22 protein-coding genes are annotated in these 25,096 nt (G+C 61.9%); all 22 read right to left on the bottom strand.

Annotation, left to right across the window (positions count from 1 at the left end):
• Entirely contained in the window at positions 1-660 is a 660-nt protein-coding gene (gene hisG, locus AC3RCE_RS05465) for an ATP phosphoribosyltransferase (RefSeq protein WP_492254689.1), read from the bottom strand.
• Entirely contained in the window at positions 657-1,931 is a 1,275-nt protein-coding gene (gene murA, locus AC3RCE_RS05460; RefSeq protein WP_218293439.1) for a UDP-N-acetylglucosamine 1-carboxyvinyltransferase, read from the bottom strand. Before murA ends, hisG begins: the two co-directional genes overlap by 4 nt.
• A gap of 86 nt (positions 1,932-2,017) precedes the next feature.
• The gene (locus tag AC3RCE_RS05455) at positions 2,018-2,260 is read right to left on the bottom strand and encodes a BolA family protein (protein WP_218293438.1); all 243 of its coding nucleotides are present in this window, start codon (positions 2,258-2,260) and stop codon (positions 2,018-2,020) included.
• A gap of 1 nt (position 2,261) precedes the next feature.
• On the bottom strand, positions 2,262-3,017 hold the full coding sequence (locus tag AC3RCE_RS05450) for an ABC transporter permease (RefSeq protein WP_218293437.1): 756 nt from the start codon (positions 3,015-3,017) through the stop codon (positions 2,262-2,264).
• Positions 3,014-4,039, bottom strand: coding sequence for an ABC transporter ATP-binding protein (locus tag AC3RCE_RS05445; RefSeq protein WP_218293436.1), 1,026 nt, complete (start codon positions 4,037-4,039; stop codon positions 3,014-3,016). Before AC3RCE_RS05445 ends, AC3RCE_RS05450 begins: the two co-directional genes overlap by 4 nt.
• A gap of 92 nt (positions 4,040-4,131) precedes the next feature.
• Positions 4,132-4,404 carry an STAS domain-containing protein gene (locus AC3RCE_RS05440; RefSeq protein ID WP_218293435.1) on the bottom strand — a complete coding sequence of 91 codons (273 nt, stop codon included), beginning with the start codon at positions 4,402-4,404 and terminating at the stop codon, positions 4,132-4,134.
• 56 nt (positions 4,405-4,460) lie between these two features.
• Complete coding sequence (locus tag AC3RCE_RS05435; RefSeq protein WP_492254688.1) at positions 4,461-5,111, bottom strand: MlaC/ttg2D family ABC transporter substrate-binding protein; 651 nt, start codon at positions 5,109-5,111, stop codon at positions 4,461-4,463.
• A 161-nt stretch (positions 5,112-5,272) separates the two neighbouring features.
• The gene (locus tag AC3RCE_RS05430; RefSeq protein WP_370627806.1) at positions 5,273-6,043 is read right to left on the bottom strand and encodes an MlaA family lipoprotein; all 771 of its coding nucleotides are present in this window, start codon (positions 6,041-6,043) and stop codon (positions 5,273-5,275) included.
• 5 nt (positions 6,044-6,048) lie between these two features.
• The gene (gene mlaD / locus AC3RCE_RS05425) at positions 6,049-6,543 is read right to left on the bottom strand and encodes an outer membrane lipid asymmetry maintenance protein MlaD (RefSeq protein WP_218293432.1); all 495 of its coding nucleotides are present in this window, start codon (positions 6,541-6,543) and stop codon (positions 6,049-6,051) included.
• A 39-nt stretch (positions 6,544-6,582) separates the two neighbouring features.
• Positions 6,583-7,365 (bottom strand): lipid asymmetry maintenance ABC transporter permease subunit MlaE, encoded by a 783-nt coding sequence (mlaE, locus tag AC3RCE_RS05420; protein WP_218340336.1) that lies wholly within the window; start codon positions 7,363-7,365, stop codon positions 6,583-6,585.
• On the bottom strand, positions 7,362-8,180 hold the full coding sequence (locus AC3RCE_RS05415) for an ABC transporter ATP-binding protein (RefSeq protein WP_492254687.1): 819 nt from the start codon (positions 8,178-8,180) through the stop codon (positions 7,362-7,364). Before AC3RCE_RS05415 ends, mlaE begins: the two co-directional genes overlap by 4 nt.
• A gap of 343 nt (positions 8,181-8,523) precedes the next feature.
• A complete protein-coding gene (locus tag AC3RCE_RS05410; protein WP_218293429.1) occupies positions 8,524-10,017 on the bottom strand; it encodes a glutamate synthase subunit beta in 1,494 nt (497 codons plus the stop codon).
• 48 nt (positions 10,018-10,065) lie between these two features.
• Positions 10,066-14,796, bottom strand: a complete 4,731-nt coding sequence (locus AC3RCE_RS05405) for a glutamate synthase-related protein (RefSeq protein WP_492254686.1) — start codon at positions 14,794-14,796, stop codon at positions 10,066-10,068.
• A 181-nt stretch (positions 14,797-14,977) separates the two neighbouring features.
• Positions 14,978-15,676, bottom strand: coding sequence for a transposase (locus AC3RCE_RS05400; protein WP_218340339.1), 699 nt, complete (start codon positions 15,674-15,676; stop codon positions 14,978-14,980).
• Between the two features lie 87 nt (positions 15,677-15,763).
• Positions 15,764-16,732, bottom strand: coding sequence for a class I SAM-dependent methyltransferase (locus AC3RCE_RS05395; protein WP_492255359.1), 969 nt, complete (start codon positions 16,730-16,732; stop codon positions 15,764-15,766).
• Positions 16,729-17,367 carry a DUF1415 domain-containing protein gene (locus AC3RCE_RS05390; protein WP_492254685.1) on the bottom strand — a complete coding sequence of 213 codons (639 nt, stop codon included), beginning with the start codon at positions 17,365-17,367 and terminating at the stop codon, positions 16,729-16,731. The genes AC3RCE_RS05395 and AC3RCE_RS05390 overlap by 4 nt, the downstream gene beginning before the upstream one ends.
• 116 nt (positions 17,368-17,483) lie before the next feature.
• Positions 17,484-18,689, bottom strand: coding sequence for a deoxyguanosinetriphosphate triphosphohydrolase (locus AC3RCE_RS05385; protein ID WP_492254684.1), 1,206 nt, complete (start codon positions 18,687-18,689; stop codon positions 17,484-17,486).
• Between the two features lie 54 nt (positions 18,690-18,743).
• A complete protein-coding gene (gene aroB, locus AC3RCE_RS05380; RefSeq protein ID WP_218293424.1) occupies positions 18,744-19,847 on the bottom strand; it encodes a 3-dehydroquinate synthase in 1,104 nt (367 codons plus the stop codon).
• A 342-nt stretch (positions 19,848-20,189) separates the two neighbouring features.
• Complete coding sequence (locus AC3RCE_RS05375) at positions 20,190-21,692, bottom strand: putative Ig domain-containing protein (RefSeq protein ID WP_492254683.1); 1,503 nt, start codon at positions 21,690-21,692, stop codon at positions 20,190-20,192.
• A 46-nt stretch (positions 21,693-21,738) separates the two neighbouring features.
• Complete coding sequence (locus tag AC3RCE_RS05370) at positions 21,739-23,883, bottom strand: type IV pilus secretin PilQ (RefSeq protein ID WP_492254682.1); 2,145 nt, start codon at positions 23,881-23,883, stop codon at positions 21,739-21,741.
• On the bottom strand, positions 23,880-24,422 hold the full coding sequence (locus tag AC3RCE_RS05365) for a pilus assembly protein PilP (protein ID WP_218293421.1): 543 nt from the start codon (positions 24,420-24,422) through the stop codon (positions 23,880-23,882). Before AC3RCE_RS05365 ends, AC3RCE_RS05370 begins: the two co-directional genes overlap by 4 nt.
• A complete protein-coding gene (locus AC3RCE_RS05360) occupies positions 24,419-25,096 on the bottom strand; it encodes a type IV pilus inner membrane component PilO (protein ID WP_218293420.1) in 678 nt (225 codons plus the stop codon). Before AC3RCE_RS05360 ends, AC3RCE_RS05365 begins: the two co-directional genes overlap by 4 nt.

Below are 25,096 nucleotides of genomic sequence, written 5' to 3'. Positions count from 1 at the left end.
TCAATTCTTTTCCGCAGGAATGGCCGCGGCGAACGCATCGATGATGCGGCGCAGCGGCGCCTGCTTGAGCTTGAGCGCGGCCTGGTTGACCACGAGGTGCGAGCTGATGTCCATGATGCGCTCGACCTCCACCAAGTGGTTGGCCTTGAGCGTGTTGCCGGTGGAGACCAGGTCCACGATGGCATCGGCCAGCCCGGTGAGCGGTGCGAGTTCCATGCTGCCGTAGAGCTTGATCATGTCCACGTGCACGCCCTTGGTCGCGAAGAAGTCGCGCGCGATGCTGGTGTACTTGGTGGCGACCTTCAGGCGCGAACCCTGCTTGACGGCACGGGCGTAGTCGAAATCGTTGCGCACGGCCACGCTCACGCGGCACTTGGCGATCTGCAGGTCCAGCGGCTGGTACAGGCCCTGGCCGCCGTGTTCGATGAGCGTGTCCTTGCCGGTCACGCCGATGTCGGCGCCGCCGTACTGCACATAGGTAGGCACGTCGGTCGCGCGCACCAGCACCACGCGCACGTTGGGCTGGTTGGTGGGCAGGATCAGCTTGCGCGACTTTTCGGGGTCTTCCAGCACCTCGATGCCGGCGGCGGCGAGCAAAGGCAGGGTTTCGTCGAAGATGCGGCCTTTGGAAAGCGCCAGGGTAATCATGCTGCTGCTCATGCTGTGATCCGTTCAATGTCCGCGCCGATGCCGCGCAATTTCGCTTCCATGCAGTCGTAGCCGCGGTCCAGATGGTAGATGCGGTCCACCATGGTTTCGCCGTCGGCCACCAGGCCCGCGATGACCAGGCTGGCCGAGGCGCGCAGGTCGGTGGCCATCACGGTGGCGCCCGACAGGCGGGGCACGCCCTCGATGATGGCGACCTTGCCGTCGGTCTGGATCTTGGCACCCAGGCGCACCAGCTCGTCGACGTGCATGAAGCGGTTTTCAAAAATCGTCTCGGTCACCGTGGCCGTGCCCTGCGCGATGCAGTCGAGCGCCATGAACTGCGCCTGCATGTCGGTGGGAAAGCCGGGGTACTCGGTGGTGCGAAAGCCCTGCGCCTTGAGCGTGGCGCCGCCCGCGCTCTGCACGCGGATGCCGCCGTCGACGGCCTGCACCTGCACACCGGCCTCGCGCAGCTTCTCGATCACGGCGTCCAGGTGGTCGGCGCGGCCATGGCGCAGCACCACGTCGCCGCCCGTGGCGGCCACGGCGCACAGGAAGGTGCCGGCCTCGATGCGGTCGGCCACCACGCGGTGGGTGCAGCCGTGCAGCTTCTCGACGCCCTGGATGCGGATGCGGCTGGTGCCGTGGCCTTCGATCTTCGCGCCCATGGCGATCAGCATCTCGGCCAGGTCGGAGATCTCGGGCTCCTGCGCGGCGTTCTCCAGCACGGTCTCGCCCTCGGCCAGCGCGGCGGCCATGAGGAAGTTCTCGGTGCCCGTCACCGTGACCATGTCGGTGGTGATGCGCGCGCCCTTCAGTCGCGTCCAGCCTGCGGGCAGCTTGGCGATCATGTAGCCGTGCTCGACCACGATGTCGGCGCCCATGGCGGCCAGGCCCTTGATGTGCTGGTCCACCGGGCGCGAGCCGATGGCGCAGCCGCCAGGCAGCGACACCGTGGCCTCGCCGAAGCGCGCCAGCAGCGGGCCCAGGGCGAGCACCGAGGCGCGCATGGTCTTGACCAGCTCGTACGGCGCCTCGGGCGTGTTCAGGCCGCTGGCATCGATGCGCACCGTGCCATCGTCGGCACGCGCGGCCGCCACGCCCATGTTGCGGATCAGTGTGAGCATGGTGCTCACGTCCTGCAGCTGCGGCACGTTCAGCAGCGTGACTGGCTCGGCCGTGAGCAGCGCGGCGCACAACTCCGGCAGGGCGGCGTTCTTGGCGCCGGATACCAGCACCTCGCCATGCAGGCGGCGGCCGCCGCGGATCAGGAGTTTGTCCATCTCGAAACCAGAAATATGAATAAAAAGTGCCGCCAGCGCTTTTCCATCAAGCGCAGGCAGCTATTAAAAGAGGAGCATTCCAGCAATCACCGGGGCTGCGCGGCCCATTCAGCGGGCGTGAAGGTCTTCATCGACAGCGCATGCACCTCGTCGGTGTGCATTTTGGCGCCCAGCGTGGCGTACACGCGCTGGTGCCGCTGGATGGCGCGCCGGCCCTCGAACTCGGCCGAGACGATGGTGGCGTACCAGTGGCGGCCGTCACCCTCGAGCGCGATGTGCTCGCAGGCCAGGCCAGCGGCGATGATGTCTTTGAGTTGGTCTGCGGTCATGTCAATTCCGAATTTTGTAGCCGGTGCGCAGCAGGTGGACCGCCAGGGCGCTCACGGCCAGCCAGGCCACGCCCACGATGGAGAGACTGAGCCACGGCGAGGTATCGCTCTGGCCAAAGAAGCCGTAGCGGAAACCGTCGATCATGTAGAAGAACGGGTTGAGGTGGCTCACGGTCTGCCAGAAGGGCGGCAGCGACTGGATGGAATAGAACACGCCCGAGAGGAACGTCATCGGCACCACCACGAAGTTCTGGAACGCCGCGAGCTGGTCGAACTTGTCGGCCCACAGCCCGGCAATCAGCCCCAGCGTGGCCAGCAAGGCCGCCCCCAGGAAGGCGAACGCAAGAATCCACAGCGGCGCGGCGAACTCGGGCCGGGCGAACGCCAGCGTGACGATGAACACCCCCAGCCCCACCACCAGCCCGCGCACGATGGACGAGCCCACATAGGCCAGGAACCAGGCCCAGTGCGACAGCGGCGTGAGCAGCACGAACACCAGGCTGCCCATGATCTTGCTCTGGATCAGGCTCGACGAGCTGTTGGCGAAGGCGTTCTGCAGCACGCTCATCATCACGAGGCCCGGCACCAGGAAGGCGGTGTAGCTGATGCGGTCGTAGACCTTCACATGGTCTTCGAGCACGTGGCCGAAGATCAGCAGGTACAGCACGGCCGTGAGCACGGGCGCGGCCACGGTCTGGAAGCTCACCTTCCAGAAGCGCAGCACCTCCTTGTAGAACAGGGTCTGCCAGCCGGTCATCGTTGTGCTCCCACGCTCGGCACTGCGGTCTCCGCGCCGCCCCCCAAGGGGACTGCGCCCTGCCTGGGGCGGCCCGGCGCTGCGGCGGCCTCCACCCCCGCCAGAGGAATATTGGATGCCGAGGTGCCCGACATCACCTGCAGGAAAACGTCTTCCAGGTCGGGCCGGCGGATCTCCATGTCATGCACGTCCACGCCCGCCACCCGCAGCGCGGCCAGATGGCTTTCGATCTCGGCCGCGTCGTGCGCGGGCAACTGCACGATGCGGCCCGTGACGCGGGCGAGCGCGTTGAGCGAAGGCGGCAGGACCGCATCGGTCTTGAACTGCAGGATGCTGCCGGAGGCCGCCTGCAGCAGCTCGCTCGTGCGGTTCAGGGCCACGATGCGGCCCGACTTGAGCATGGCGATGCGGCCACACAGGGCCTCGGCTTCTTCCAGATAGTGCGTGGTCAGCAGCACGGTGTGGCCTTCCTTGTTCAGGCGCGCCACGAAATGCCAGAGCGTCTGGCGCAACTCCACGTCCACGCCCGCAGTGGGCTCGTCGAGCACGATGATGGGTGGCTTGTGCACCAGCGCCTGCGCCACGAGCACGCGGCGCTTCATGCCGCCCGACAGCTGGCGCATGTTGGCCGTGGCCTTGTCGGCCAGGCCCAGGTTTTCCAGCAGTTCGTCGATCCAGGCTTCGTTGTTCTTCACGCCGAAGTAGCCGGACTGGATGCGCAGCGACTCGCGCACGTTGAAGAAAGGGTCGAACACCAGCTCCTGCGGCACAACGCCCAGCTTGCGGCGCGCCTGGGCAAAGTCGGCCTGCACGTCGCTGCCCTGCACCAGCACACGGCCGCTGCTGGCACGGGCCAGGCCCGCGAGAATGCTGATGAGGGTGGTCTTGCCGGCACCGTTGGGGCCCAGGAGCCCGAAGAACTCGCCCTCCTCGATGTCCAGGCTGACCTGGTTCAGTGCCTGGAAAGGGCCTTTGGGCGTGGCAAAGGTCTTGGAGATGGCTTGGAATGAGACTGCGGGCATGAAGCCCCTGATTTTACGGCCTTGCACCAAAGAACGCCGACCGGGGTCTGGCACGGCCCCTGGGCCGTCGCCGGCCCGGCCTGCCGCCGCTGTCAGGACGCTGGCGCGAGCAGCGTGCCCACGCCATACAGCCCCGCCAGGCTGCGCAGGGCGGCGGGCAGGCCTTGGACGGCAAAGGTCTTGCCATCGTCGATCGCTTCGCGCCGGCATTCGAGCAGCACCGCCAGCGCCGACGTGTCAAACACCGCCAGCGCATGGGCATCCACCATGACGCAGGGCTCGCGGTGCGCCTTCAGGCCCTGCAGCAGCATGTGCAGGCACACCGTGGCCTGGCGGTGGGTCAGTTCGGCGGGCAATACCAGCATGTCAGTGCCCCGTGGTGCCGCGCGCCGGCCGCGGCGCATGAAACCGGTGTGCCATTTCAGCCCTTGGCGCCGGCATTGCTCTTGTTGCGGGCCACCAGTGTCTCGATCAGGCCGTCGATGCCCTTGGTGTTGATCTCCTGCGCGAACTGGCCGCGGTAGGTTTCCACCAGCCACACGCCCAGCACGTTCAGGTTGTAGATTTTCCATCCCGCACCGTCGCCGGGGGTTTTTTCCAGCCGGTAGTCCAGCTGGATCGGATCGCCACGGCCGACGATTTCGGTGCGCACCAGCACGTCCTTGTCCTCCGGGGCGGCCCGCAGGGGCTTGACCTGGATGGTCTGGTCGTTCACCTGCGCCAGCGCCCCCGCGTAGGTGCGCACCAGCAGGACCTTGAACTCGTCCTGCAGGCGCTTTTGCTGCTCGGGGGTGGCCTGGCGCCAGCCGGGGCCCACCGCCGCGGCGGTCATGCGGCGGAAGTTCACGTTGGGCATCACGGTCTTGTCCACCAGCGCGATGATCTTTGCCAGGTCGCCGCTCTGGATGGCCTTGTCCGCCTTCACGGTGCTGAGCACATCGGCCGACAGGCGCTTGATCAGCGCATCGGGAGCTTCATCCGCGGCCAGGGCGGCCAGGGGCGCGGCGCCCAGCGCGGCCACGGCCGTCAGGCACAGGGCCATGTGGCCCAGGGTACGTCGGTTCATCGTCATGATGTCTTCTACTTTCTCGGGAGCTGCGGGTGCCGGTGGCACCCGGCGTTCATTCATTGTGGGCGGCCAGCGCAGGCCCCGTGCGTCGCGCGGGTTGCGGATTGCAAGCAAGTGCAACACGCCTGCCCCGGGCATGGCCCGCCACGGATTGCACCACCGCCTCAGCGCGGAGGCTCTTCGGGCAGCACGCCATCATTGGCGTTGCGCTCGTCCTTGTCATCGCCATTTTGCGCCGTGCCCGCCTGCTGCTGGCTGCGCACCTGCAGGAACACGTCGCGGGTGAAGCTGTACTTGTCCAGGGCGGCGCTGTCGAGCACGGACCCCGCGCGCAGCAGGTTGGCGCGCACATCCACGGCACGCAGTGCATACAGCGCATTGCGGGCCGATACCGGGTCCACATAGCTCACCGCATTGCCCTTCCAGTCGACGGGCAGGGCCAGCGTGTCGCGCACGGTGGAGGGGCCCAGGATCGGCAGCACCAGGTACGGGCCCGTGCCCATGCCCCAGTACCCCAGCGTGAGGCCGAAATCCTGCTTGTAGCGGTCGATGCCCAGTTCGCTGGCGATATCGAGCACGCCGCCCAGGCCCATGAAGGTGTTCACGTTGACGCGCATGAAGGTGGACGCGGCGGCTTCCGCCCGCAATTGCAGCACGTTGTTCACGAACGACCACACATCTCCCACGTTGGCGAAGAAGTTGCTGACGCCCGTGCGCACCGGTGCGGGCGTGGCTTCCTTGTAGGCAATCGCCACCGGCTTGAGCACCATCGCATCGACCTGCTCGTTGAAGTTGGTCATGCTGCGGTTGTAGGACTCCAGCGGGTCGCGCGGGTCCGGGTTGGCCACCGTGGCGCAGCCCGTGAGCAGTGCCGCTCCCAGCAGAAAGGCCAGCCACGCGGCGGCGCGGGCGGCGGGTTGGGAAAGCTTGGTCATCGTCGTCATTTCTTGTCACCTGCCCCTGCGGGCTTGCTGTTGCTGCCGTCTTCGGCCTTGTTGTAGAGGAATTGTCCGATCAGGTTCTCGAGGACCACGGCCGACTGCGTGGCGGTGACCATGTCGCCCGCCACCAGGTTCTTCTCGTCGGCACCGGCCTCGATGCCGATGTACTGTTCACCCAGCAGGCCGCTGGTGAGGATCTTGAGGGAGCTGTCCTTGGGGAAAGCGTAGCGGTTTTCCATCGCCAGCGTCACCCGCGCCTGGTAGGTCTTGTCGTCGAACGTGATGGACTCCACACGGCCCACCACCACGCCGGCACCGCGCACCGCGGCCTGGGGCTTGAGGCCGCCAATGTTGTCAAAGCGCGCGGTGATGCGGTAGCCGGGCTGGAAGTTCAGGCTCAGCAGGTTGGCCGACTGCAGCGCCAGGAAGACCAGCGCCACCGTGCCGAGCATGACGAACAGCCCTACCCAGAGATCGTTTTTGGATGGTTGCATTGTTTGATTTCTCCACTCCGGCGGCTTTTCGGGCCCGCCTCAGATACTGAACATCAGGGCCGTGAGCACGAAGTCCAGCGCCAGCACGGCCAGGGACGCCATGACCACCGTGCGGGTAGTGGCGCGCGCCACGCCTTCGGGCGTGGGCTTGGCGGCATACCCCTGCAGCAGCGCCACGAACGTGACGGTGAAGCCGAAGACCACGCTCTTGATCACGCCGTTGCCCAGATCGCGCCAGACGTCCACGCCGCCCTGCATCTGGCTCCAGAACGCCCCGTGGTCGACGCCGATCATGAGCACGCCCACGATCCACCCGCCAGCCACCCCCACGGCGCTGAACACCGCCGCCAGCAGGGGCATGGTGATCACACCGGCCCAGAACCGCGGCGCGAGGATGCGGCGCACCGGGTCCACGGCCATCATCTCCATGGCGGAAAGCTGCTCACCCGCGCGCATGAGGCCGATCTCGGCCGTGAGCGAGGTGCCCGCGCGGCCGGCGAACAGCAGGGCCGTCACCACGGGCCCGAGCTCACGCACCAGCGACAGCGCCACCAGCATCCCCAGGGCTTCGGAAGCCCCGTACCGCTGCAGCGTGTAGTAGCCCTGCAGGCCCAGGACAAAACCCACGAACAGGCCCGACACCGCGATGATGGCCAGCGAGTAGTTGCCCAGAAAATGGATCTGGTCGCGCACCAGCGATGGCCGCATGAAGGCCGCGCCCACCAGCTGCAGGAGCCGCGCGAACAGGCGGGCGGCCATGCCGATATCAGACAGTTTCTGGCGCACGGCGAAGCCCACGTCGGACGGCTTGTACCAGCTCATAGCACCCGCCCCCCGAACGGACCGAAGTCCTGCTCCACGGTCGGGCCCGCGTAGTGAAACGGCACGGGCCCGGTCGGCAGCGCGTTCACGAACTGGTGGACCAGCGGGTCGGCGCTCGCCCGCACCTCGTCGGGCGTGCCCTGCGCGGCCACCACGCCCGCGCCCAGAATGATCACATGGTCCGCAAGCCGGAAGGTCTCTTCCAGGTCGTGCGAGACCACGATGCTCGTGAGGCCCAGGGCATCGTTGAGCTGACGGATCAGCTGCGCCGCCGTCCCCAGGGAAATGGGGTCCAGCCCCGCAAACGGCTCGTCATACATCACCAGTTCGGGGTCCAGCGCAATGGCACGCGCCAGCGCCACGCGCCGCGCCATGCCCCCGGAAATCTGGCTGGGCATCAGGTCGCGCGCGCCGCGCAGGCCCACGGCATGGAGCTTCATCAGCACCACGTCCCGGATCAGCGCCTCGGACAGGTCGGTGTGCTCGCGCAGCGGGAACGCCACGTTCTCGAACACGCTCAGATCCGTGAACAGCGCCCCGAACTGGAACAGCATGCCCATGCGGCGGCGCGCTGCATAGAGCTGGTGGGTGTCCATGCGCCCCACGTCGTCGCCATTCAGGAGCACCTGGCCAGCCTGCGCGCACTGCTGGCCGCCGATCAGGCGCAGCACCGTGGTCTTGCCCCCTCCGGAGGCACCCATCAGCGCCGTCACCTTGCCCCTGGGCACCGCCAATGTCACGTCGCGCAGGATGACGCGGTCACCGTAGGAGAACGTGACATTGCGCAATTCGGCAAGGCAGGAAGACTCAGGCATGCAATGGAAGGGGTTCGGAAATCCGGAGAACGGGCGGCCGCGACGCATGGGAACATGCTGCGCTCACACAGCGGCGATGGTAGCCGAAGAAACATACATTCATGTATGTTTGCGTTTCAACGCCGCCGCCGGCGGGGCCACGGGAGCTATCCCGCGTGCGGCAACCCCCGATTGACAGGCACCGATTGACAGGCACCGATTGTGCCAATAAAGGCCGCCATCCGCTGCGCTCTGCTCCAAGGCCCTGACCGACGGGCGTCCTGGCCGCGCCGGTGGCGCTGCCGCTCCCTCGGGCGAAAAAAAACGGCGCCCCAGGGCGCCGTTGTTGCAGTGCGACACTGCCTCAGCGCGGCAGGTCGGAATATCCCATCAGGAACTCATCCACGGCACGGGCGGCCTGGCGGCCTTCACGAATGGCCCACACCACCAGCGACTGGCCCCGGCGGATGTCGCCGGCGGCAAACACCTTGGGCGCGTTGGTCGCGTAGCCGCCATCGAAGTCCGTGGTGGCGCGGGCGTTGCCGCGGGCATCCTTGTCCACGCCAAACGCCTCCAGCACGGCAGCCACGGGGCTCACGAAGCCCATGGCCAGCAGCACGAGGTCCGCCTTGAGGATCTGCTCGGAGCCGGCCACCTCGACCATCTTGCCGTCCTTCCACTCGACGCGCACGGTCTTGAGGCCGGTGACTTTGCCGGACTTTCCGTCTTTCCCGTCGCCGATGAACTCCTTGGTGGAGATCGCGAACTCGCGCTCGCAGCCCTCTTCATGGCTGGAGCTGGTGCGCAGCTTGATCGGCCAGTAGGGCCAGGTCATGGGGCGGTTTTCTTCTTCGGGGGGCTGGGGCATCAGCTCGAACTGCGTGACGCTCGCCGCACCGTGGCGGTTGCTCGTGCCCACGCAGTCGCTGCCGGTGTCGCCGCCGCCGATCACGATGACGTGCTTGCCGTCGGCGCGCAGCTGTCCCTTGAGCTTGTCGCCCGCGTTGACCTTGTTCTGCTGGGGCAGGAATTCCATGGCGAAGTGGATGCCGTCGAGGTCGCGGCCCGGCACGGGCAGGTCGCGCGACTGCTCGGCGCCGCCGGTCAGCAGCACGGCGTCGAACTCCTTGTGGAGCTGCTCGGGCGTGACGGTTTCCTTGGCCCAGTTGGTGACCTTGGAGCCCTTGCCCAGGCCGTCCTTGGGCGCGCCCACGAACACGCTGGTGCGAATGACCACGCCTTCGGCTTCGAGCTGCTTGACGCGGCGGTCGATGTGCGACTTCTCCATCTTGAAGTCCGGGATGCCGTAGCGCAGCAGGCCGCCCACGCGGTCATTCTTCTCGAACAGCGTGACGCTGTGTCCAGCGCGCGCCAGTTGCTGCGCGGCCGCCATGCCGGCTGGGCCCGAGCCCACCACGGCCACCTTCTTGCCGGTCTGGTGCTTGGCAGGACGCGCCTGCACCCAGCCTTCGTCCCAGGCCCGGTCGATGATGGCGTGCTCGATGGACTTGATGCCCACGGCGTCGTCGTTCACGTTGAGCACGCAGGCCGCCTCGCAAGGCGCCGGGCAGATGCGACCGGTGAACTCGGGGAAGTTGTTGGTGCTGTGCAGCACCTCGATCGCGCTCTTCCAGTCCTGGTGGTACACCAGGTCGTTGAAGTCCGGAATGATGTTGTTGACCGGGCAGCCGTTGTTGCAGAACGGCGTGCCGCAGTCCATGCAGCGCGCGCCCTGCACCTTGGCCTGGCTCTCGTCGAGGCCGATGACGAATTCCTTGTAGTGCTTCAAGCGCTCGGGCACGGGCTTGTAGCCCTCTTCGATGCGCTCGTATTCCATGAAGCCGGTAGTTTTTCCCATGACGATGTCCTTGTCTATGAATGCTGTGCTGGTCTCTGCGGCATCGCCTTACTTGGCGGGGACCGCTTCTTTTTTGGTAGCAGCTACCGCTGGCGTAGCGGACTCCTCCAGCACTTTTCGTTCATAAATTTCAGCCAACGCACGCTTGTACTCGGTCGGGAAGACCTTGACGAACTTGCTGCGCGATGCCGCCCAGTTGTCCAGGAGCTCGCGCGCACGCTTGCTGCCCGTCCAGCGGTTGTGGTCCTCCAGCAGCTTCTTGAGCTGCGCCTCGTCGGTCTGGCCGTTGTGCCAGATGGCGCGGGGCACGCTGGCCTTCTGCTCTTCAGCCGGAAGGATGCGCTCCAGGCTGACCATGGCCATGTTGCAGCGCGTGTCGAACTGGCCGTCCTCGTCATAGACATATGCCACACCGCCGCTCATGCCCGCGGCGAAGTTGCGGCCCGTCTTGCCCAGCACCACCACCGTGCCGCCGGTCATGTACTCGCAACCGTGGTCGCCCGTGCCTTCGACCACCGCCGTGGCACCCGACAGGCGCACCGCGAAGCGCTCGCCCGCCACACCGCTGAAGAAGGCTTCACCCGTGGTGGCACCGTACATCACGGTGTTCCCCACGATGGTGTTGCGCACCGCGTCGCCGCGGAAGTCGATGCTGGGGCGCACGATCACGCGGCCGCCCGACAGGCCCTTGCCCGTGTAGTCGTTGGCGTCGCCGATCAGGTACAGCGTGATGCCGCGCGTGAGGAACGCACCGAACGACTGCCCGCCCGTGCCTTCGAGCTGGATGCGGATGGTGTCGTCCGGCAGGCCCTCGGGGTGCACGCGCGTCACGGCACCGGAGAGCATGGCGCCCACGGAGCGGTTCACGTTGCGCGCCACCTCGATGAATTGCACGCGCTCGCCCTTTTCAATCGCGGGCTTGCTGCGCTCGATGAGCTTGCGGTCCAGTGTGTGCTCGATGTTGTGGTCCTGCACGTCCACGTGGAAGCGCGGCACATCGGCGGGCACGTTGGGCTGGGCGAACAGGCGGCTGAAGTCCAGGCCACGTGCCTTCCAGTGTTCCAGTCCCTGGCGCATGTCGAGCAGATCGGTGCGGCCGATCAGGTCGTCGAACTTGCGAATGCCCAGCTGGGCCATGATCTGGCGCACTTCTTCGGCGATGAAGAAGAAGTAGTTGACCACGTGCTCGGGCTTGCCCGAGAACTTGGCGCGCAGCGCGGGGTCCTGCGTGGCCACACCCACCGGGCAGGTGTTCAGGTGGCACTTGCGCATCATGATGCAGCCCTCGACCACCAGGGGTGCCGTGGCGAAACCGAACTCGTCGGCACCGAGCAGCGCGCCGATGGCGACGTCGCGGCCAGTCTTCATCTGGCCGTCGGCCTGCACGCGCACGCGGCCGCGCAGGCGGTTAAGCACCAGGGTCTGCTGGGTTTCGGCCAGGCCGATTTCCCAGGGGCCGCCAGCATGCTTGATGGACGACCAGGGCGATGCGCCCGTGCCGCCGTCATGGCCGGCGATCACGAGGTGGTCACTCTTGCACTTGGTCACACCCGCGGCGATGGTGCCCACGCCGACTTCGGACACCAGCTTGGTGCTGATGCTGGCGTGCGGCGCCACGTTCTTCAGGTCGTGGATGAGCTGGGCCAGATCTTCGATGGAGTAGATGTCATGGTGCGGCGGGGGCGAGATCAGGCCCACGCCGGGCACGCTGTGGCGCAGCTTGCCGATGTAGTTGGAGACCTTGCCGCCCGGCAGCTGGCCGCCTTCGCCGGGCTTGGCGCCCTGGGCCATCTTGATCTGGATCTGGTCGGCCGACGACAGGTATTCGGCCGTGACCCCGAAGCGGCCCGAAGCCACCTGCTTGATGCGGCTGCGCAGGGAGTCGCCATCCTGCAAGGGCAGGTCGACTTCGACGTTCTCGGCGCCGATCACGCTCTTGAGCGTATCGCCCTGCTTGATCGGGATGCCCTTGAGTTCGTTGCGGTAGCGCGCGGCGTCCTCGCCGCCCTCGCCGGTGTTGCTCTTGCCGCCGATGCGGTTCATGGCCACGGCCAGCGTGGCATGCGCCTCGGTGGAGATGGAGCCCAGGGACATGGCGCCCGTGGCGAAGCGCTTGACGATCTCCTTGGCGGGCTCGACCTCGTCCACGGGGATGGCCTTGGCAGGGTCGATCTTGAACTCGAACAGGCCGCGCAGCGTCATGTGGCGCTTGCTCTGGTCGTTGATGATCTGGGCGTATTCCTTGTACGTGTTCCAGTTGTTGGCGCGCGTGCTGTGCTGCAGCTTGGCGATCGCATCGGGGCTCCACATGTGCTCTTCGCCACGGGCGCGCCAGGCATATTCGCCACCGGCGTCCAGCATGGTCTCGAGCACCGGGTCGTCACCGAAGGCGGCCTTGTGCATGCGGATGGCTTCCTCGGCGATCTCGAAGACGCCGATGCCTTCCACGCGGCTGGCGGTGCCGGTGAAGTACTTGCCCACGGTTTCCGTGTTCAGGCCGATGGCCTCGAACAGCTGGGCACCGCAGTAGCTCATGTACGTGCTCACGCCCATCTTGGACATGATCTTGGACAGGCCCTTGCCGATGGCCTTGACGTAGTTGTAGATGGCCTTGTCGGCCGACAGGTCGCCCGCGAGGTCCTTGTGCATGTCGGCCAGGGTTTCCATGGCCAGGTAGGGGTGCACGGCCTCGGCGCCGTAGCCGCCCAGCACGGCGAAGTGGTGCACTTCGCGCGCGGTGCCGGTCTCGACCACCAGGCCGGCCGTGGTGCGCAGGCCTGCGCCCACCAGATGCTGGTGGATGGCCGACAGGGCCAGCAGCGCGGGGATGGCCACCTGGGTGGCGCTCACGGCACGGTCGCTGACGATCAGGATGTTGGCGCCGCCCTTGATGGCGTCCACGGCCTGCGCGCACAGCGAGGCGAGCTTGGCTTCCACGCCTTCACGGCCCCAGTCCAGGGGGTAGGTGATGTCGATGGTCGCGCTCTTGAACTTGCCTTGCGTGTATTTTTCGATGTCGCGCAGCTTGGCCATGTCGGCAAAGTCGAGCACGGGCTGGCTCACCTCGAGCCGCATCGGTGGGTTGACCTGGTTGATGTCCAGCAGGTTGGGCTTGGGGCCGATGAAGCTGTTGAGCGACATCACGATGGCTTCGCGGATCGGGTCGATGGGCGGGTTGGTCACCTGCGCGAACAGCTGCTTGAAGTAGTTGTACAGCGGCTTGTTCTTGCCCGAGAGCACGGCCAGCGGGCTGTCGTTGCCCATGGAGCCGATGCCTTCTTCGCCGTTCCTGGCCATAGGCGCCATCAGGAACTTGATGTCTTCCTGGGTGTAACCGAAGGCCTGCTGACGGTCGAGCAGCGGCAAGGGTGCGGCCTCAGGGGTGGACGCGGTGTCGGTGCCCACGCTGTCGAGCTTGATGCGCAGGTTCTCGATCCACTGCTTGTAGGGCTTGGTGTTGACGATGTTGGCTTTCAGTTCGTCGTCGTCGATCATGCGACCCTGTTCCAGGTCGATCAGGAACATCTTGCCGGGCTGAAGGCGCCACTTGCGCACGATCTTGTTCTCGGGGATGGGCAGCACGCCGGATTCCGAGCCCATGATGACCAGGTCGTCATCGGTGATGCAGTAGCGCGAGGGGCGCAGGCCGTTGCGGTCCAGCGTGGCGCCGATCTGACGGCCGTCGGTGAACACGATGGACGCCGGGCCGTCCCAGGGCTCGAGCATGGCGGCGTGGTATTCATAGAAGGCGCGGCGGCGCTCGTCCATGGTGGTGTGCTGCTCCCAGGGCTCTGGGATCATCATCATCACGGCCTGGCTGATGGGATAGCCGGCCATGGTCAGCAGCTCCAGGCAGTTGTCGAACGTGGCGGTGTCGGACTGGTCAGCGAAGCTGATGGGATAGAGCTTTTGCAGGTCGGCCGCGAGCACGGGCGAGGCCATCACGCCTTCGCGCGCCTTCATCCAGTTGTAGTTGCCCTTGACGGTGTTGATTTCACCGTTGTGCGCCACGTAGCGGTACGGGTGGGCCAGGGGCCACTCGGGGAATGTGTTGGTGGAAAAACGCTGGTGCACCAGGCCCACGGCCGAGATGCAGCGCTCGTCCTGCAGATCCAGGTAGTAGGTGCCCACCTGGTCGGCCAGCAGCAGGCCCTTGTAGACCACGGTGCGGCTGGACATGCTCGGCACGTAGTACTCTTTGCTGTGCTTGAGCTTCAGCGCCTGGATGTTGGCGCTGGCGGTCTTGCGGATCACGTACAGCTTGCGCTCCAGCGCGTCCTGCACGATCACATCGTTGCCACGGCCGATGAACACCTGGCGCAGGATGGGCTCCTTCTTGCGCACGGTGGGCGACATGGGCATGTCGCGGTTCACCGGCACATCGCGCCAGCCGAGCAGCACCTGGCCTTCGGCCCTGATGGCGCGCTCCATCTCCTGCTCGCAAGCCAGGCGCGAGGCATGCTCCTTGGGCAGGAAGATCATGCCCACGCCGTATTCACCGGCGGCGGGCAGCGTGACGCCCAGCTTCGCCATTTCTTCGCGGTACAGCGCGTCGGGAATCTGGATCAGGATGCCGGCACCGTCACCCATAAGCTTGTCGGCACCCACCGCCCCGCGGTGGTCGATGTTCTCCAGGATCTTCAGGGCCTGCGTCACGATGTCGTGGCGCTTTTCACCCTTGATGTGGGCCACGAAGCCGAGCCCGCAGGCGTCGTGTTCGTTACCCGATGAATACAAACCGTGTTGTTGCAGATGCTGGATCTCGGCAGCCGTGGTCATGGCGCACTCCTCATATTTTTCGCAGGGAGTGGAAGATTAGTGCATTGCAACATCTTTTGGCAAGCACATTAATTAGGGTCAGATTCTTAATCAATAGCTACAGATCAGCTCATCATTTTTATTGGGGACACATAATTTTTGGTAGCCATAGACCCGATGCGGCCTTATGCATGGCCACGAATCATTCAGATTTTTTGTGAAGCGCCGGCCGTCCCGCCTGTCCCCGGGTCACCCGACGCGGAGTGTGTTTTTGCAACTCTTGCACAAAGCCGGGGTCGCCCAGCGCCCAGCCGCTGAGCACGGATGACGTCAGCGCGGCCTGCTCTTGCGATCCGATGCCCGCCTGAACCAGTGCGGCGTACGCCGCCTCGCGCGCAAACGGCGTGTTGCCCAGCGCCCAGTACAGGGCATGGGGCGTGAGCAGGCGGTCGTGGCGCAGGCCCAGCCAATGGGCGTGGCTGGACCACACGTAGTCGCAGGCCTGCACCACCTGCCCCGTGCGCACGGGGTTCAGATCGAGGTAGACCATGCACGGAAGCAGGTACCGCTCAGGCTGCAGCACCGTGGAGCGGTAGCGCCCCTCCCACAACGTACCGGTGCGGGCATGGCGACGGTTGAAATACTGCACATAGCGCCGCCCCACCGCCTGCATCATCTGCGGCAAGCCATCGACGGTGGTGGGAGTTGCCAGCAGATGGAAGTGGTTGTCCATCAGCACATAGGCATGCACAGCCACCCCGTATTTCTGAGCGTTGTCCGCCAGCAGCAATAGCATGCTCTCGAAGTCTTCGTGGTCGATGAAGATGCTTTGGCGGTTGTTTCCACGCTGGATGACGTGGTGCAGATGACCGGGCAAGGTCAGGCGTGGCAGGCGGGCCATGGATGTCGATGGGAGCAAGGATGGGGGGCGATCATAAATCCGTCCCCGATTATCCCGTCCAGGCGGAGCCCTGCGTGCGGTGCGAGGCTAGTGTGGCACTGCATCCGCAGCCACTGGCGTATCGCCAGCCTGCGGCTTCAATCCAAAACGCGCCCCCAGCGTCCTGTCGAGCCCGAACTCTTCCAGAATGGCGCGCAGCCGATCCGAGGCGCTGCGCTTTTTCTGGCCTGTGTACCGGGCAATGATGAGCTCGTTCTTCATGCTGTGCTCCCAGCCCACCAACTCCGTCACCGTGACCTGGTAGCCACTGGCCTCCAGGTACAGGCAGCGCAGCACATTGGTGACCTGGCTTCCCAGCTCGCGGGTGTGCAGCGGATGGCGCCAGAGCTCGGCCAGTGGCGTGCGCGCCAGCTGCAGGGCCTTGCCCCGGCGCAGGCAGGCGGCCATTTCGGCCTGGCAGCAAGGCACCAGCACCATGGCCCGGGCGTTTTTCTGCAGGCCGAAGGCGATGGCATCGTCGGTGGCCGTGTCACAGGCATGCAGGGCGGTGACCACGTCGATGTGGGCTGGCAATTCATCTGCGCCAGTGGATTCCGCCACGGACACATTCAGGAACGACATGCGCTGAAAGCCCAGCTTGTGCGCCAGCACACGCGACTTTTCCACGAGCTCGGCGCGCGTCTCCACGCCGTAGATATGGCCACGCCCGAGCGCCTTGAAATACAGGTCATACAGGATGAAGCCCAGGTACGACTTGCCCGCGCCATGGTCTGCGAGCGTGGGCCCCTGGCTGGTGGTGGACAGCTCTGCGAGCAGTGGTTCGATGAAGTTGAACAGGTGGTACACCTGCTTGAGCTTGCGCCGCGAGTCCTGATTGAGGCGCCCATCGCGCGTGAGGATGTGCAGTTCCTTGAGCAATTCCACGGATTGGCCTGGCCGCAGCTCGGACAGTTCCCCGGTCGGGGCAGCCTTGGCCTTAGCGTCAGCACCACTACCCGAGGAGTTCGGCGCCTGGGAATGGGTGCGGGCAGCTTTCTCTTTCGCGGCTTTCGTCATTGCCATGGTCCTCGCTCCGTGTCTTTTACCGCTGGCGGCGCCGGCAGGGAGGCCCCAGGCCCTACGCTCAGAGCGGCCCAACCCGACATGCCTAGTTCTTGCAAAACCTCGATGTTCCGCTCGAAGATCGTTTCCGCCTCGGGGAACACCTCGACAGCGCGGTCGATGCTCTCTTCGCGCAGCAGGTGCAACGTGGGATAGGGTGAGCGGTTGGTGCAGTTGGTCACATCGTCCTCCCGCGTACCCGCAAACTGGAACTGCGGGTGAAAGCTGGCGATCTGCAGCGTGCCTTCCATGCCCACTTCTTCCAGCACGGCCTCCGCCTCTTCCAGGAAGTCGTTGAAATCCAGGAAATCATGGAGGCAATGGGGAAGGATCAGCAGCGTGGTGTCTCGCACCTCGGAAGGAATAGCCGCCAGGGCGGCAAGTTCACTGCGCAGTACCTCCAGAATCGTTGCCAGATCCCCAGTCAGCGCTACCGCGTAGTGAATCTGCCCCTTCACGTGAACGCCCTTTGCAAAGGGGCACAGGTTGAGGCCGATCACCGCCCGCTCGAGCCACTGGACCGTGTCGCGAATGAACAATGCGGCAGGCTCCTCGGAGCCCACCGTAGCCGTGGAAGGGAATGAAGTCATGGGGAGGCGCGCGAAGCGCAATGAAGTGCCTGCGGATTTTACCGGGCGCCATTGCCTCCGGCGACAGCCTCCGCCTGCAACGACACGCCCCACATGCGCACAGCCGCGCGCAGCCCTCAGTCGAGAAGTCGCCGCCCAGTAAGGCGCTCATGTTCGCGCGCCGCAAATCGGTCGGTCATGCCCGCAATGAAATCCGCCACCGCCCGTGCCCTCAACGGGCCCTGGTCTGCCGAGGCCTGCTCCGCGAAAGCTGCCTTCATCTCTTGCGGCGACACCGTGTAAGCCGCGAACAAGTCGCGAACCACTTCCTGCGCGCGGCCCGTGGTCTCCATCACACGCGGATGGCGGTACAGATTCTTGAAAAGAAACCGCTTGAGAACCTGGGAGCGCTCCCGCATGCCATCACTGAACATCACCAGCGCGGGGGCTTGGCGAACTCCATCGACGCTGGCCGGGCCATGCCGTGCAAGCGCCGTCCGCGTGGTGTCGATCACGTCATAGACCTGCGCGCTGAGCATGCGCCGTATGGCCTCGTACAGCAGGCGCCGCTGGCGTGGCAGCTGGGCAAGGTCCGGATGCTCCGACTCGGCAGCAGCCCGGTACTCGTCGAACAATGGCACATCCTGCAACTGGTCCAGCGTGATCAGCCCCGAGCGCACACCGTCGTCGATATCGTGCGCGTTGTAGGCGATCTCGTCTGCCAGATTGCACAGCTGTGCCTCCAGGCTCGGCTGTTCGTGGCGCAAGAACCTCGCACCGACGCCATCGGGTTCTTCGTCTTCCAGCTGCCGGGCGTGCTGCCGGGAACAATGCTTGAGAATCCCTTCCCGCGTTTCGAACGTGAGATTCAGCCCGTCATACTGTGGATAGCGCTCCTCCAGCTTGTCCACCACGCGCAAGCTCTGCAGGTTGTGCTCGAAGCCCCCGTGCTCGGCCATGCAGCCATGCAGCGCGTCCTGGCCAGCATGCCCGAAGGGCGTGTGGCCCAGATCGTGCGCCAACGAAATGGCCTCCACCAGATCTTCATTGATGCGCAGGGACCGTGCGATGGAACGCCCCAACTGGGCGACCTCCAGGGAGTGGGTCAACCGGGTGCGAAACAGATCTCCTTCGTGATTCAGAAACACCTGCGTCTTATAGACCAGCCGCCGAAACGCTGTGGAGTGAACAATTCGATCCCGATCCCTCTGGTACTCCGTCCGCGTAGGCGCAGCTGCCTCAGGATAGCGCCGCCCACGGCTCACTGCGGGGTCGCAGGCATAGGGGCGGAGATCCGAGTTGCGCCCCCAATTGGGGGCCAGCGCTCCGTCTTTATCGAGCATTTCTAGCTACAAAAAAATAGCAGCAATCGGCATTGCAATTGCATCGCGTTTGTATCACTTGCAGCAGGCATCGATCACGTCACGCACCAGACGGTCGGGCGCGGAACGCAGGGCAGCTCGGCCGGGACCATCGATGACGACAAAACGAATTTCGCCTGCTTCCGATTTCTTGTCCACGCGCATCAGCTCCAGGTAGCGTCCCGCGTTGTCGTTTGAATCAAGCACTGGTCCTTGGGTGGGCAGCCCAGCGCGGGCGATCAGCACCGTGAGTCGCTGCACAAAGGCCGCATCCACAAGACCCAGGCGATGCGACAGCTCAGCTGCCATCACCATACCGGCTCCCACACCTTCACCATGCAACCAAGCGCCATATCCCATTCCGGCTTCGATCGCATGTCCAAAGGTGTGGCCAAAATTCAGAATGGCACGCAAGCCCGATTCACGTTCGTCCTGCCCCACCACCCATGCCTTTATCTCACAACTGCGACGCACGGCGTGGACCAGCGCAGCGCGGTCGCGCGCCAGCAGGGCATCGATATGGGCTTCAAGCCATTCCATGAAAGCCATGTCCGCGATCGGTCCATACTTGATTACTTCCGCCAGACCCGCGCTGAGTTCGCGCGGAGGCAGCGTGTCGAGCACATCCAGATCGCACACCACCAGCTGAGGCTGATAAAACGCGCCGATCATGTTCTTGCCTTGCGGATGGTTGATCGCCGTTTTGCCCCCCACGGATGAATCCACCTGCGCCAGTAACGTGGTCGGCACCTGCACGAATGGCACACCACGCATGTAGCTCGCAGCGGCGAAGCCGGTCATATCACCCACTACACCACCACCGAGCGCAAACAGGACCGTCTTGCGGTCGCAGCCGCGCTCCAGCAGCACATCAAAAATCTTCTGCAGGGTCTGCCAGTCCTTGTGTGCTTCGCCATCCGGCAACCGTACCTCATGAACCTGCGGGTAGCGCTCCGACAGCGCGGCCCTCAGTGCCGCCATGTAGAGCGGGGCGACCGTTGTATTGCTCACAATCAATGCGGCACCGGCGCGCGGCAGGCCATCATAAGTGGTGGCACTACTCAATAGGCCACCGCCAATCGCAATGCGATAGCTGCGGTCACCTAAGTCAATAGCGACTTCTTGGGCAGTAAGGGACATAAAAAAAGGTATTTTTACGACGACGCGATGCTTCGTCGCCAAAGCTATTGTGCATGCTGGAGATGCCGGGGACAAATCAATCCCGGCAAGAGCGTCCACATACGCCCTGTGGCGAGAAAGATTCGCCCCGACGGGTGTGTGTGTGCACCAACCATGCTAAGCAAGACCTCCACCTCGCCTGACAAAAACCAATCTGGAGAAGATGCTAGTCAGGAGCCAGAATCACCCGGTCGCTCAAACTCGAGACGAAAAAATCCCCGGACATGCCGGGGATAAAGTCATAGAAATTCTGATTAATTACCTGCCACCCTCCATCTCTCTCAGGGGTGGCGGGCTAGCTACTCAGGGGCACGTGTAATCTTCCGGCACACCACCAGGAGGTATTGGTCCGGTCACAACGTCAATATTGAACGTGCGAGTCACCGACGTCGCCCCCTTCGTCGCCGTGACCAAGAATCGTTGGCTACCGCAATTAGTCACCTTCGGTACGCCATTCAAAACGCCAGCCGTAGGCGATGTTCCTGCAGTCAACCACGCTGGCAAACCGCCAAAGGACCACGTCACACCCGTTGTCGACGAGACGAACGAATAAGTGAAGTTTTTCCCGACAGGCGCAGATCCCAGCGAGCAAACTGCCGTAGAGTTGCAATCGCCGATGGCAAAATCTTCTGGCAGGCCGCCGACCACCTTGAATGTAATCGTGGCAGTTGCAGATATCTTGTTCTTATCAGTGGCAGTGACCGTAACACGGTACTCACGCTCTGCCGCATCCTGGCTTACCGTACCGCTCAGAATACCCGTACTCGCATCCACGGTGAGCCCTGTAGGCAGGCCAGTAGCCGCCCAGGTGAAGGGTGGCAAACCGTTCTTCGCCTCCAAGTATGCCGTGAATGGGATACCCTTAGTAATGGTTCCTAGATCCTTATTATCGATCGTAGGCGCAACTGTACGTGCCGCCATCACTTGAATCGGGAGAATGCCAACCATCGGATCCGAGATGCCGTTGCTTACATTGTTGTCAGCACGATCAGCAGTCATTTCCAGGAAGATCGTGCCGGTTTCCGTACCGCTCAGCAGCGAAAAGAGTGCAACCCCGCCAATCGAAGGCAACTGAAGCACACTGCCACTCTGGCTCCCCGCAACCAAACGGGCGCCTACGGCTGCGTCGGTTCCCGAGAGAATACGAACCTGTACATTCGAACCCGACGTGCTGCCAGTTGGCTGATTCGCATCATCCATGACAAACGCCTGAATGGCCATTTGATTCAGAATACCGTTCGCATTGAACTTGGTTCCCAGAATATCATTGACTTGGGCTGCCAGACGGACGCTGGCAGGCTTGCCCGTTGCACCTCCAACGGAAATCTCCACGCTGGCTGATCTTTGTTGCTTATCAAGAGGGTCTTGAACCGTACACGTAATGCGGGCATTTCCCGCCTGGTCCCCTGCATGGAAATGAAAAGAATTGCCACCAGCGTTTGAGCCTAGCGTAATATTTCGATATGCGCTAGGAACTTTAACCGTCCCACCATTGCCATCATCAACTTCTGTTTCGTGCTCCGATTTACCATCCAGATAATACAGCGCACCGGAATCCAAACCTCCCGCGACATTACATGCAAAAATATCCTCGCCACCAGGTATTGGCAAATTTCCTTTTCGGGCTTCAACGTAAAGAGTTGTTGTGTAGGGTCGGTAAGCACCAAGACCGGGCAGCGCGTCGGCGATATTGATCGGCAACTGTGCCTTGTCCGCACGTAAAGTAATGGTGTAGTGCTCCTGGGTTTCACCCGGGCTTCCACCACCTCCACCACACGCCGACAGCGCAATGGTTGTTGCGATCATGAGAGTTTTGAATCTTTTCTGCATTTTCTTTCCCTATAAATTTGCATCAACGAACCGCAGTACGTTCAGTAATTACCTTGGGCGTAATAAATATGAGCATTTCCTGCTTATTTGCCTGCTTGGTTTTTGTTTTAAATAAATTTCCGACACCTGGGATGTCTCCCAAAAACGGAACTTTGGCCTCTGCATCATCTTCAAAAAGTTCAAAAATCCCGCCAATCACAACCGTTCCGCCATTTTCAACCAATACCTGGGTTTTAATATGTTTGGTATTAATTGCCCGTACATTCTGAAGAATTTCCCCTGGACTGTCTTTGTTAACATCCAGATCAAGAATGATATTTCCTTCAGGGGTTATCTGAGGCAGGACCTCCAACTTCAACACAGCCTTTTTAAAGGCTATGACGGTTCCGCCATTAGGAGCAGTCACTGGATAAGGAAATTCCGTACCCTGCTCTATCGATGCCTTGGTCTGATCTGCAGTCACAACCCGGGGACTGGAGACAATCTTGCCTTTCCCATCAGCTTCCATCGCCGATATTTCAAGGTTCAAGAATCGATTGGCCGCGGAATTGAAAATAGATATTGCAAAACTAGCTGGATCGAATCCACCTTGCGCCTGTGCAGGTAGATTAACAAAGTTACCCAAGGTATTTGCAGTCCCGCCCGCACCAGAGGATGCGACAGCGTTGCTGTAGCTAGTGCCGAAAGCAACACTATTACCACCGCCAAGGTTGTACCCGCCTGTCCCGCCACGATTAGCGCGCAGATCTGTCCCACCCAAGCGAACACCCAGCGAACGCCCAAAAGTATCGGAAGCCTCGACAATTCTTGCCTCAATCATCACTTGCCGAACAGCGACATCCAGAGTCAACAGCAACTGGCGAACTTCCTCTAACTTGCTCGCAGTATCAGTCACAAACAGTTGATTGGTTCTGGGTTCGGCAATTGCACTCCCTCTCTCAGAAAGGAATCTATTTGATGTCCCTCCGGATCCCCCACCGCTACTTGACGCAGTCAATTGGGTGACCATGTCCACCGCCTTGGCATAGTTCATTTGAAATGCCTGAGTCCTTAGCGGTTCCAGCTTTTGAATCGCCAGCGCGGATTCATAGTCCTTTTTTGTCCGATCATCAATTTCATCTTTGGGGGCAATCCACAAAACCGTTCCTGATTTACGCATGCCAAGGCCCTTGGCATCCATGATGATTTGGAGTGCTTGATCCCAGGGCACATCTTTGAGGCGGAGAGTTAGTGAGCCCGAGACGGTGTCCGAGGTAACAATATTGAAATTTGTAAAATCAGCTATCACTTGCAAAAGTGAGCGAACTTCAATGTTCTGGAAGTTAAGCGACAACTTCTCTCCATTGAACCCAGGACCTTGAGTAAGCTTGTTCAGATCCACTTTCTTTTGGCGAATCTCAATTACAAACTGGCTATCACTTTGATATGCACTGTGCTCCCAATCGCCAACGGGATCGATCGTCATCCGCACTCTTTCACCTTGCTGCATGGTCGTAATGGCTTGCACAGGCGTACCAAAATCACCTACATCCAAGCGACGGCGCAGACCTTCCGGCAAAGAAGACTTCAGAAAATCGACGACCAAGCCCTTGCCCTGTTGGCGTATGTCAACCCCAACCTGACTGGATGGAAGCGTCACGATGACCCGTCCGGAGCCATCGCTTCCCCGCCTGAAATCCACGTCTTTTAATGTTTGAATATCATTATTTGCAGGATCCGAAAACGTTAGCGCCTGAGAAGGCTGGGATGCGGAATACGCTGAAGGAGCTGTTGCCAAAGAAATCAACAACGAGTTTCCTTGGATTTCAGCTTGATAGGATGTCGATTGCTTCAAATTAAGAACAACCCGAGACCGATCGCCAGCTTGAACCACATTGACAGATTTTACATTCCCCTGACCGACTTCGATATTGTTTTTTCCGATTGCATTCGATGCACCAGGAAAATCCAAGGCAATGCGCGGAGGCGTTTGAATCGCAAAGCCTGTTGGAATTTCCTTAAGAGGTTCCGCAAAATCAATACGTATGACGTCCACACCGTTTTGCACGCTCCCCGTCACAGAACGGATAACAGTATCTGCAAGAACCTCAAGAGGAGCCAGAATTGCGATTGAGAACCCAATCGCAATTCGGCAGATTTTTACTATGTAAGCTTTCGAGTATTTCATTTTTTGCCCTCTTGCAGATCCAGCGAAACTGCGCGCTCGACCCAGTCACCTGTAGCGTCCTGCACGATCTCTCGCAGTTGAATTGAATTTTCGGTTATTTTTGTTATTTTCCCGTAATTTTGCCCGATATAATTTCCAACTCGTACCTGATAAAGTAATTTGTCAACCTTTAAAAGTGCGGTGGGCATTCCTTTTTTATCCAGGCTACCGACCATGGCCATGACATCCAACGGATAAGCCTCGAGCGGCTCTTTTCGTCTAGCCATCTCTGGCGCGATGAGAGCGGCGTTTGAAGTAGATTGCGTAGACTCCCGGCGTAGCGCCTGCGTCAATTTCACCGCGTTAAAAGGCTCCACGCCCGAATCCATCGAATAGGCCTGAGGAATGAATTGCTTCGGTTCGGTCAACGGAGTAATGCGAGGCTTGGTTGTCGCGCGCAATTCAGACATCCATTGGCGCAACTCTTCGTCGCCCGATGATCCACAGCCGCTCAATAATAAAGAGACGAAAACCAACCCAGTCAGTTTATAAGACGTCATTTTTTATTAGCCTTTATCGCCTGCTTCTGAGCCTGAATTTCTTCGGGATCAAGATACCTGAAAGTACGCGCCGTCGCTTCCATTGTCAGGACTCCGTTTGCATCCTTTGCAACGGGATTTATTGATATATTATTAAGAGTGACAATTCGAGAAAGATGAGCGATATCTGATGCGAACGCCCCCATATCATGGTACTTCCCCGTGACACGCACCTGGATTGGTAACTCGGCATAATACTCCCTTGCGACCACTTGCCCCGGTCGAAACAGGTCGAACTGCAAGCTCCGACCGAGCCCCGCCTGATTGATATCGGACAAGAGCGCCGCCATCTCAGCCTTGCTAGGCAGCTGTTTTTCAAGCTGAATCACGTATTGCTGTACCTGCTCTCTCTGTCGCTTCAACGCCTCCAAGCTCACCGCCTTAATCAATTTAGATTGATAGTCCTGACGAAGAGCTTGCTCCTTCGCCACTTCAGCAGTGAGCTCCACCTCATACTCATTGATTTTTACGAACCATAAGATAGTTGCTACAGCAGCTGCAATAAAGAAGCAAAGCAATACCTTAGGGACTACCGGCCACAACGAAGGATCTTTAGGGTCCAGGTTTCGAAATTGCCTAGAAAGACCGTCCTGCAAAGCAACGAAATCAATATTTGCCTTTGATTTTTTTGCCAT

It is taken from the genome of Acidovorax sp. GW823-FHT05D11, from assembly GCF_058795695.1.
Note: the sequence above shows the minus strand (reverse complement) of the source record. Positions and strands in the feature narration are given on the sequence as shown.

Bases quoted from the DNA above. Each gene is read 5' to 3' on its own strand.
- mlaD (WP_218293432.1), bottom strand. From the start codon at position 6,543: ATGCAACCATCCAAAAACGATCTCTGGGTAGGGCTGTTCGTCATGCTC.
- murA (WP_218293439.1), bottom strand. From the start codon at position 1,931: ATGGACAAACTCCTGATCCGCGGCGGCCGCCGCCTGCATGGCGAGGTG.
- AC3RCE_RS05365 (WP_218293421.1), bottom strand. From the start codon at position 24,422: ATGACGTCTTATAAACTGACTGGGTTGGTTTTCGTCTCTTTATTATTG.
- AC3RCE_RS05385 (WP_492254684.1), bottom strand. From the start codon at position 18,689: ATGCTCGATAAAGACGGAGCGCTGGCCCCCAATTGGGGGCGCAACTCG.
- hisG (WP_492254689.1), bottom strand. From the start codon at position 660: ATGAGCAGCAGCATGATTACCCTGGCGCTTTCCAAAGGCCGCATCTTC.
- AC3RCE_RS05360 (WP_218293420.1), bottom strand. From the start codon at position 25,096: ATGGCAAAAAAATCAAAGGCAAATATTGATTTCGTTGCTTTGCAGGAC.
- AC3RCE_RS05415 (WP_492254687.1), bottom strand. From the start codon at position 8,180: ATGCCTGAGTCTTCCTGCCTTGCCGAATTGCGCAATGTCACGTTCTCC.
- AC3RCE_RS05410 (WP_218293429.1), bottom strand. From the start codon at position 10,017: ATGGGAAAAACTACCGGCTTCATGGAATACGAGCGCATCGAAGAGGGC.
- AC3RCE_RS05375 (WP_492254683.1), bottom strand. From the start codon at position 21,692: ATGATCGCAACAACCATTGCGCTGTCGGCGTGTGGTGGAGGTGGTGGA.
- AC3RCE_RS05440 (WP_218293435.1), bottom strand. From the start codon at position 4,404: ATGCTGGTATTGCCCGCCGAACTGACCCACCGCCAGGCCACGGTGTGC.
- mlaE (WP_218340336.1), bottom strand. From the start codon at position 7,365: ATGAGCTGGTACAAGCCGTCCGACGTGGGCTTCGCCGTGCGCCAGAAA.
- AC3RCE_RS05435 (WP_492254688.1), bottom strand. From the start codon at position 5,111: ATGACGATGAACCGACGTACCCTGGGCCACATGGCCCTGTGCCTGACG.
- AC3RCE_RS05450 (WP_218293437.1), bottom strand. From the start codon at position 3,017: ATGACCGGCTGGCAGACCCTGTTCTACAAGGAGGTGCTGCGCTTCTGG.
- AC3RCE_RS05390 (WP_492254685.1), bottom strand. From the start codon at position 17,367: ATGACTTCATTCCCTTCCACGGCTACGGTGGGCTCCGAGGAGCCTGCC.
- AC3RCE_RS05395 (WP_492255359.1), bottom strand. From the start codon at position 16,732: ATGACGAAAGCCGCGAAAGAGAAAGCTGCCCGCACCCATTCCCAGGCG.
- aroB (WP_218293424.1), bottom strand. From the start codon at position 19,847: ATGTCCCTTACTGCCCAAGAAGTCGCTATTGACTTAGGTGACCGCAGC.
- AC3RCE_RS05430 (WP_370627806.1), bottom strand. From the start codon at position 6,043: ATGACCAAGCTTTCCCAACCCGCCGCCCGCGCCGCCGCGTGGCTGGCC.
- AC3RCE_RS05400 (WP_218340339.1), bottom strand. From the start codon at position 15,676: ATGGCCCGCCTGCCACGCCTGACCTTGCCCGGTCATCTGCACCACGTC.
- AC3RCE_RS05455 (WP_218293438.1), bottom strand. From the start codon at position 2,260: ATGACCGCAGACCAACTCAAAGACATCATCGCCGCTGGCCTGGCCTGC.
- AC3RCE_RS05405 (WP_492254686.1), bottom strand. From the start codon at position 14,796: ATGACCACGGCTGCCGAGATCCAGCATCTGCAACAACACGGTTTGTAT.
- AC3RCE_RS05370 (WP_492254682.1), bottom strand. From the start codon at position 23,883: ATGAAATACTCGAAAGCTTACATAGTAAAAATCTGCCGAATTGCGATT.
- AC3RCE_RS05445 (WP_218293436.1), bottom strand. From the start codon at position 4,039: ATGCCCGCAGTCTCATTCCAAGCCATCTCCAAGACCTTTGCCACGCCC.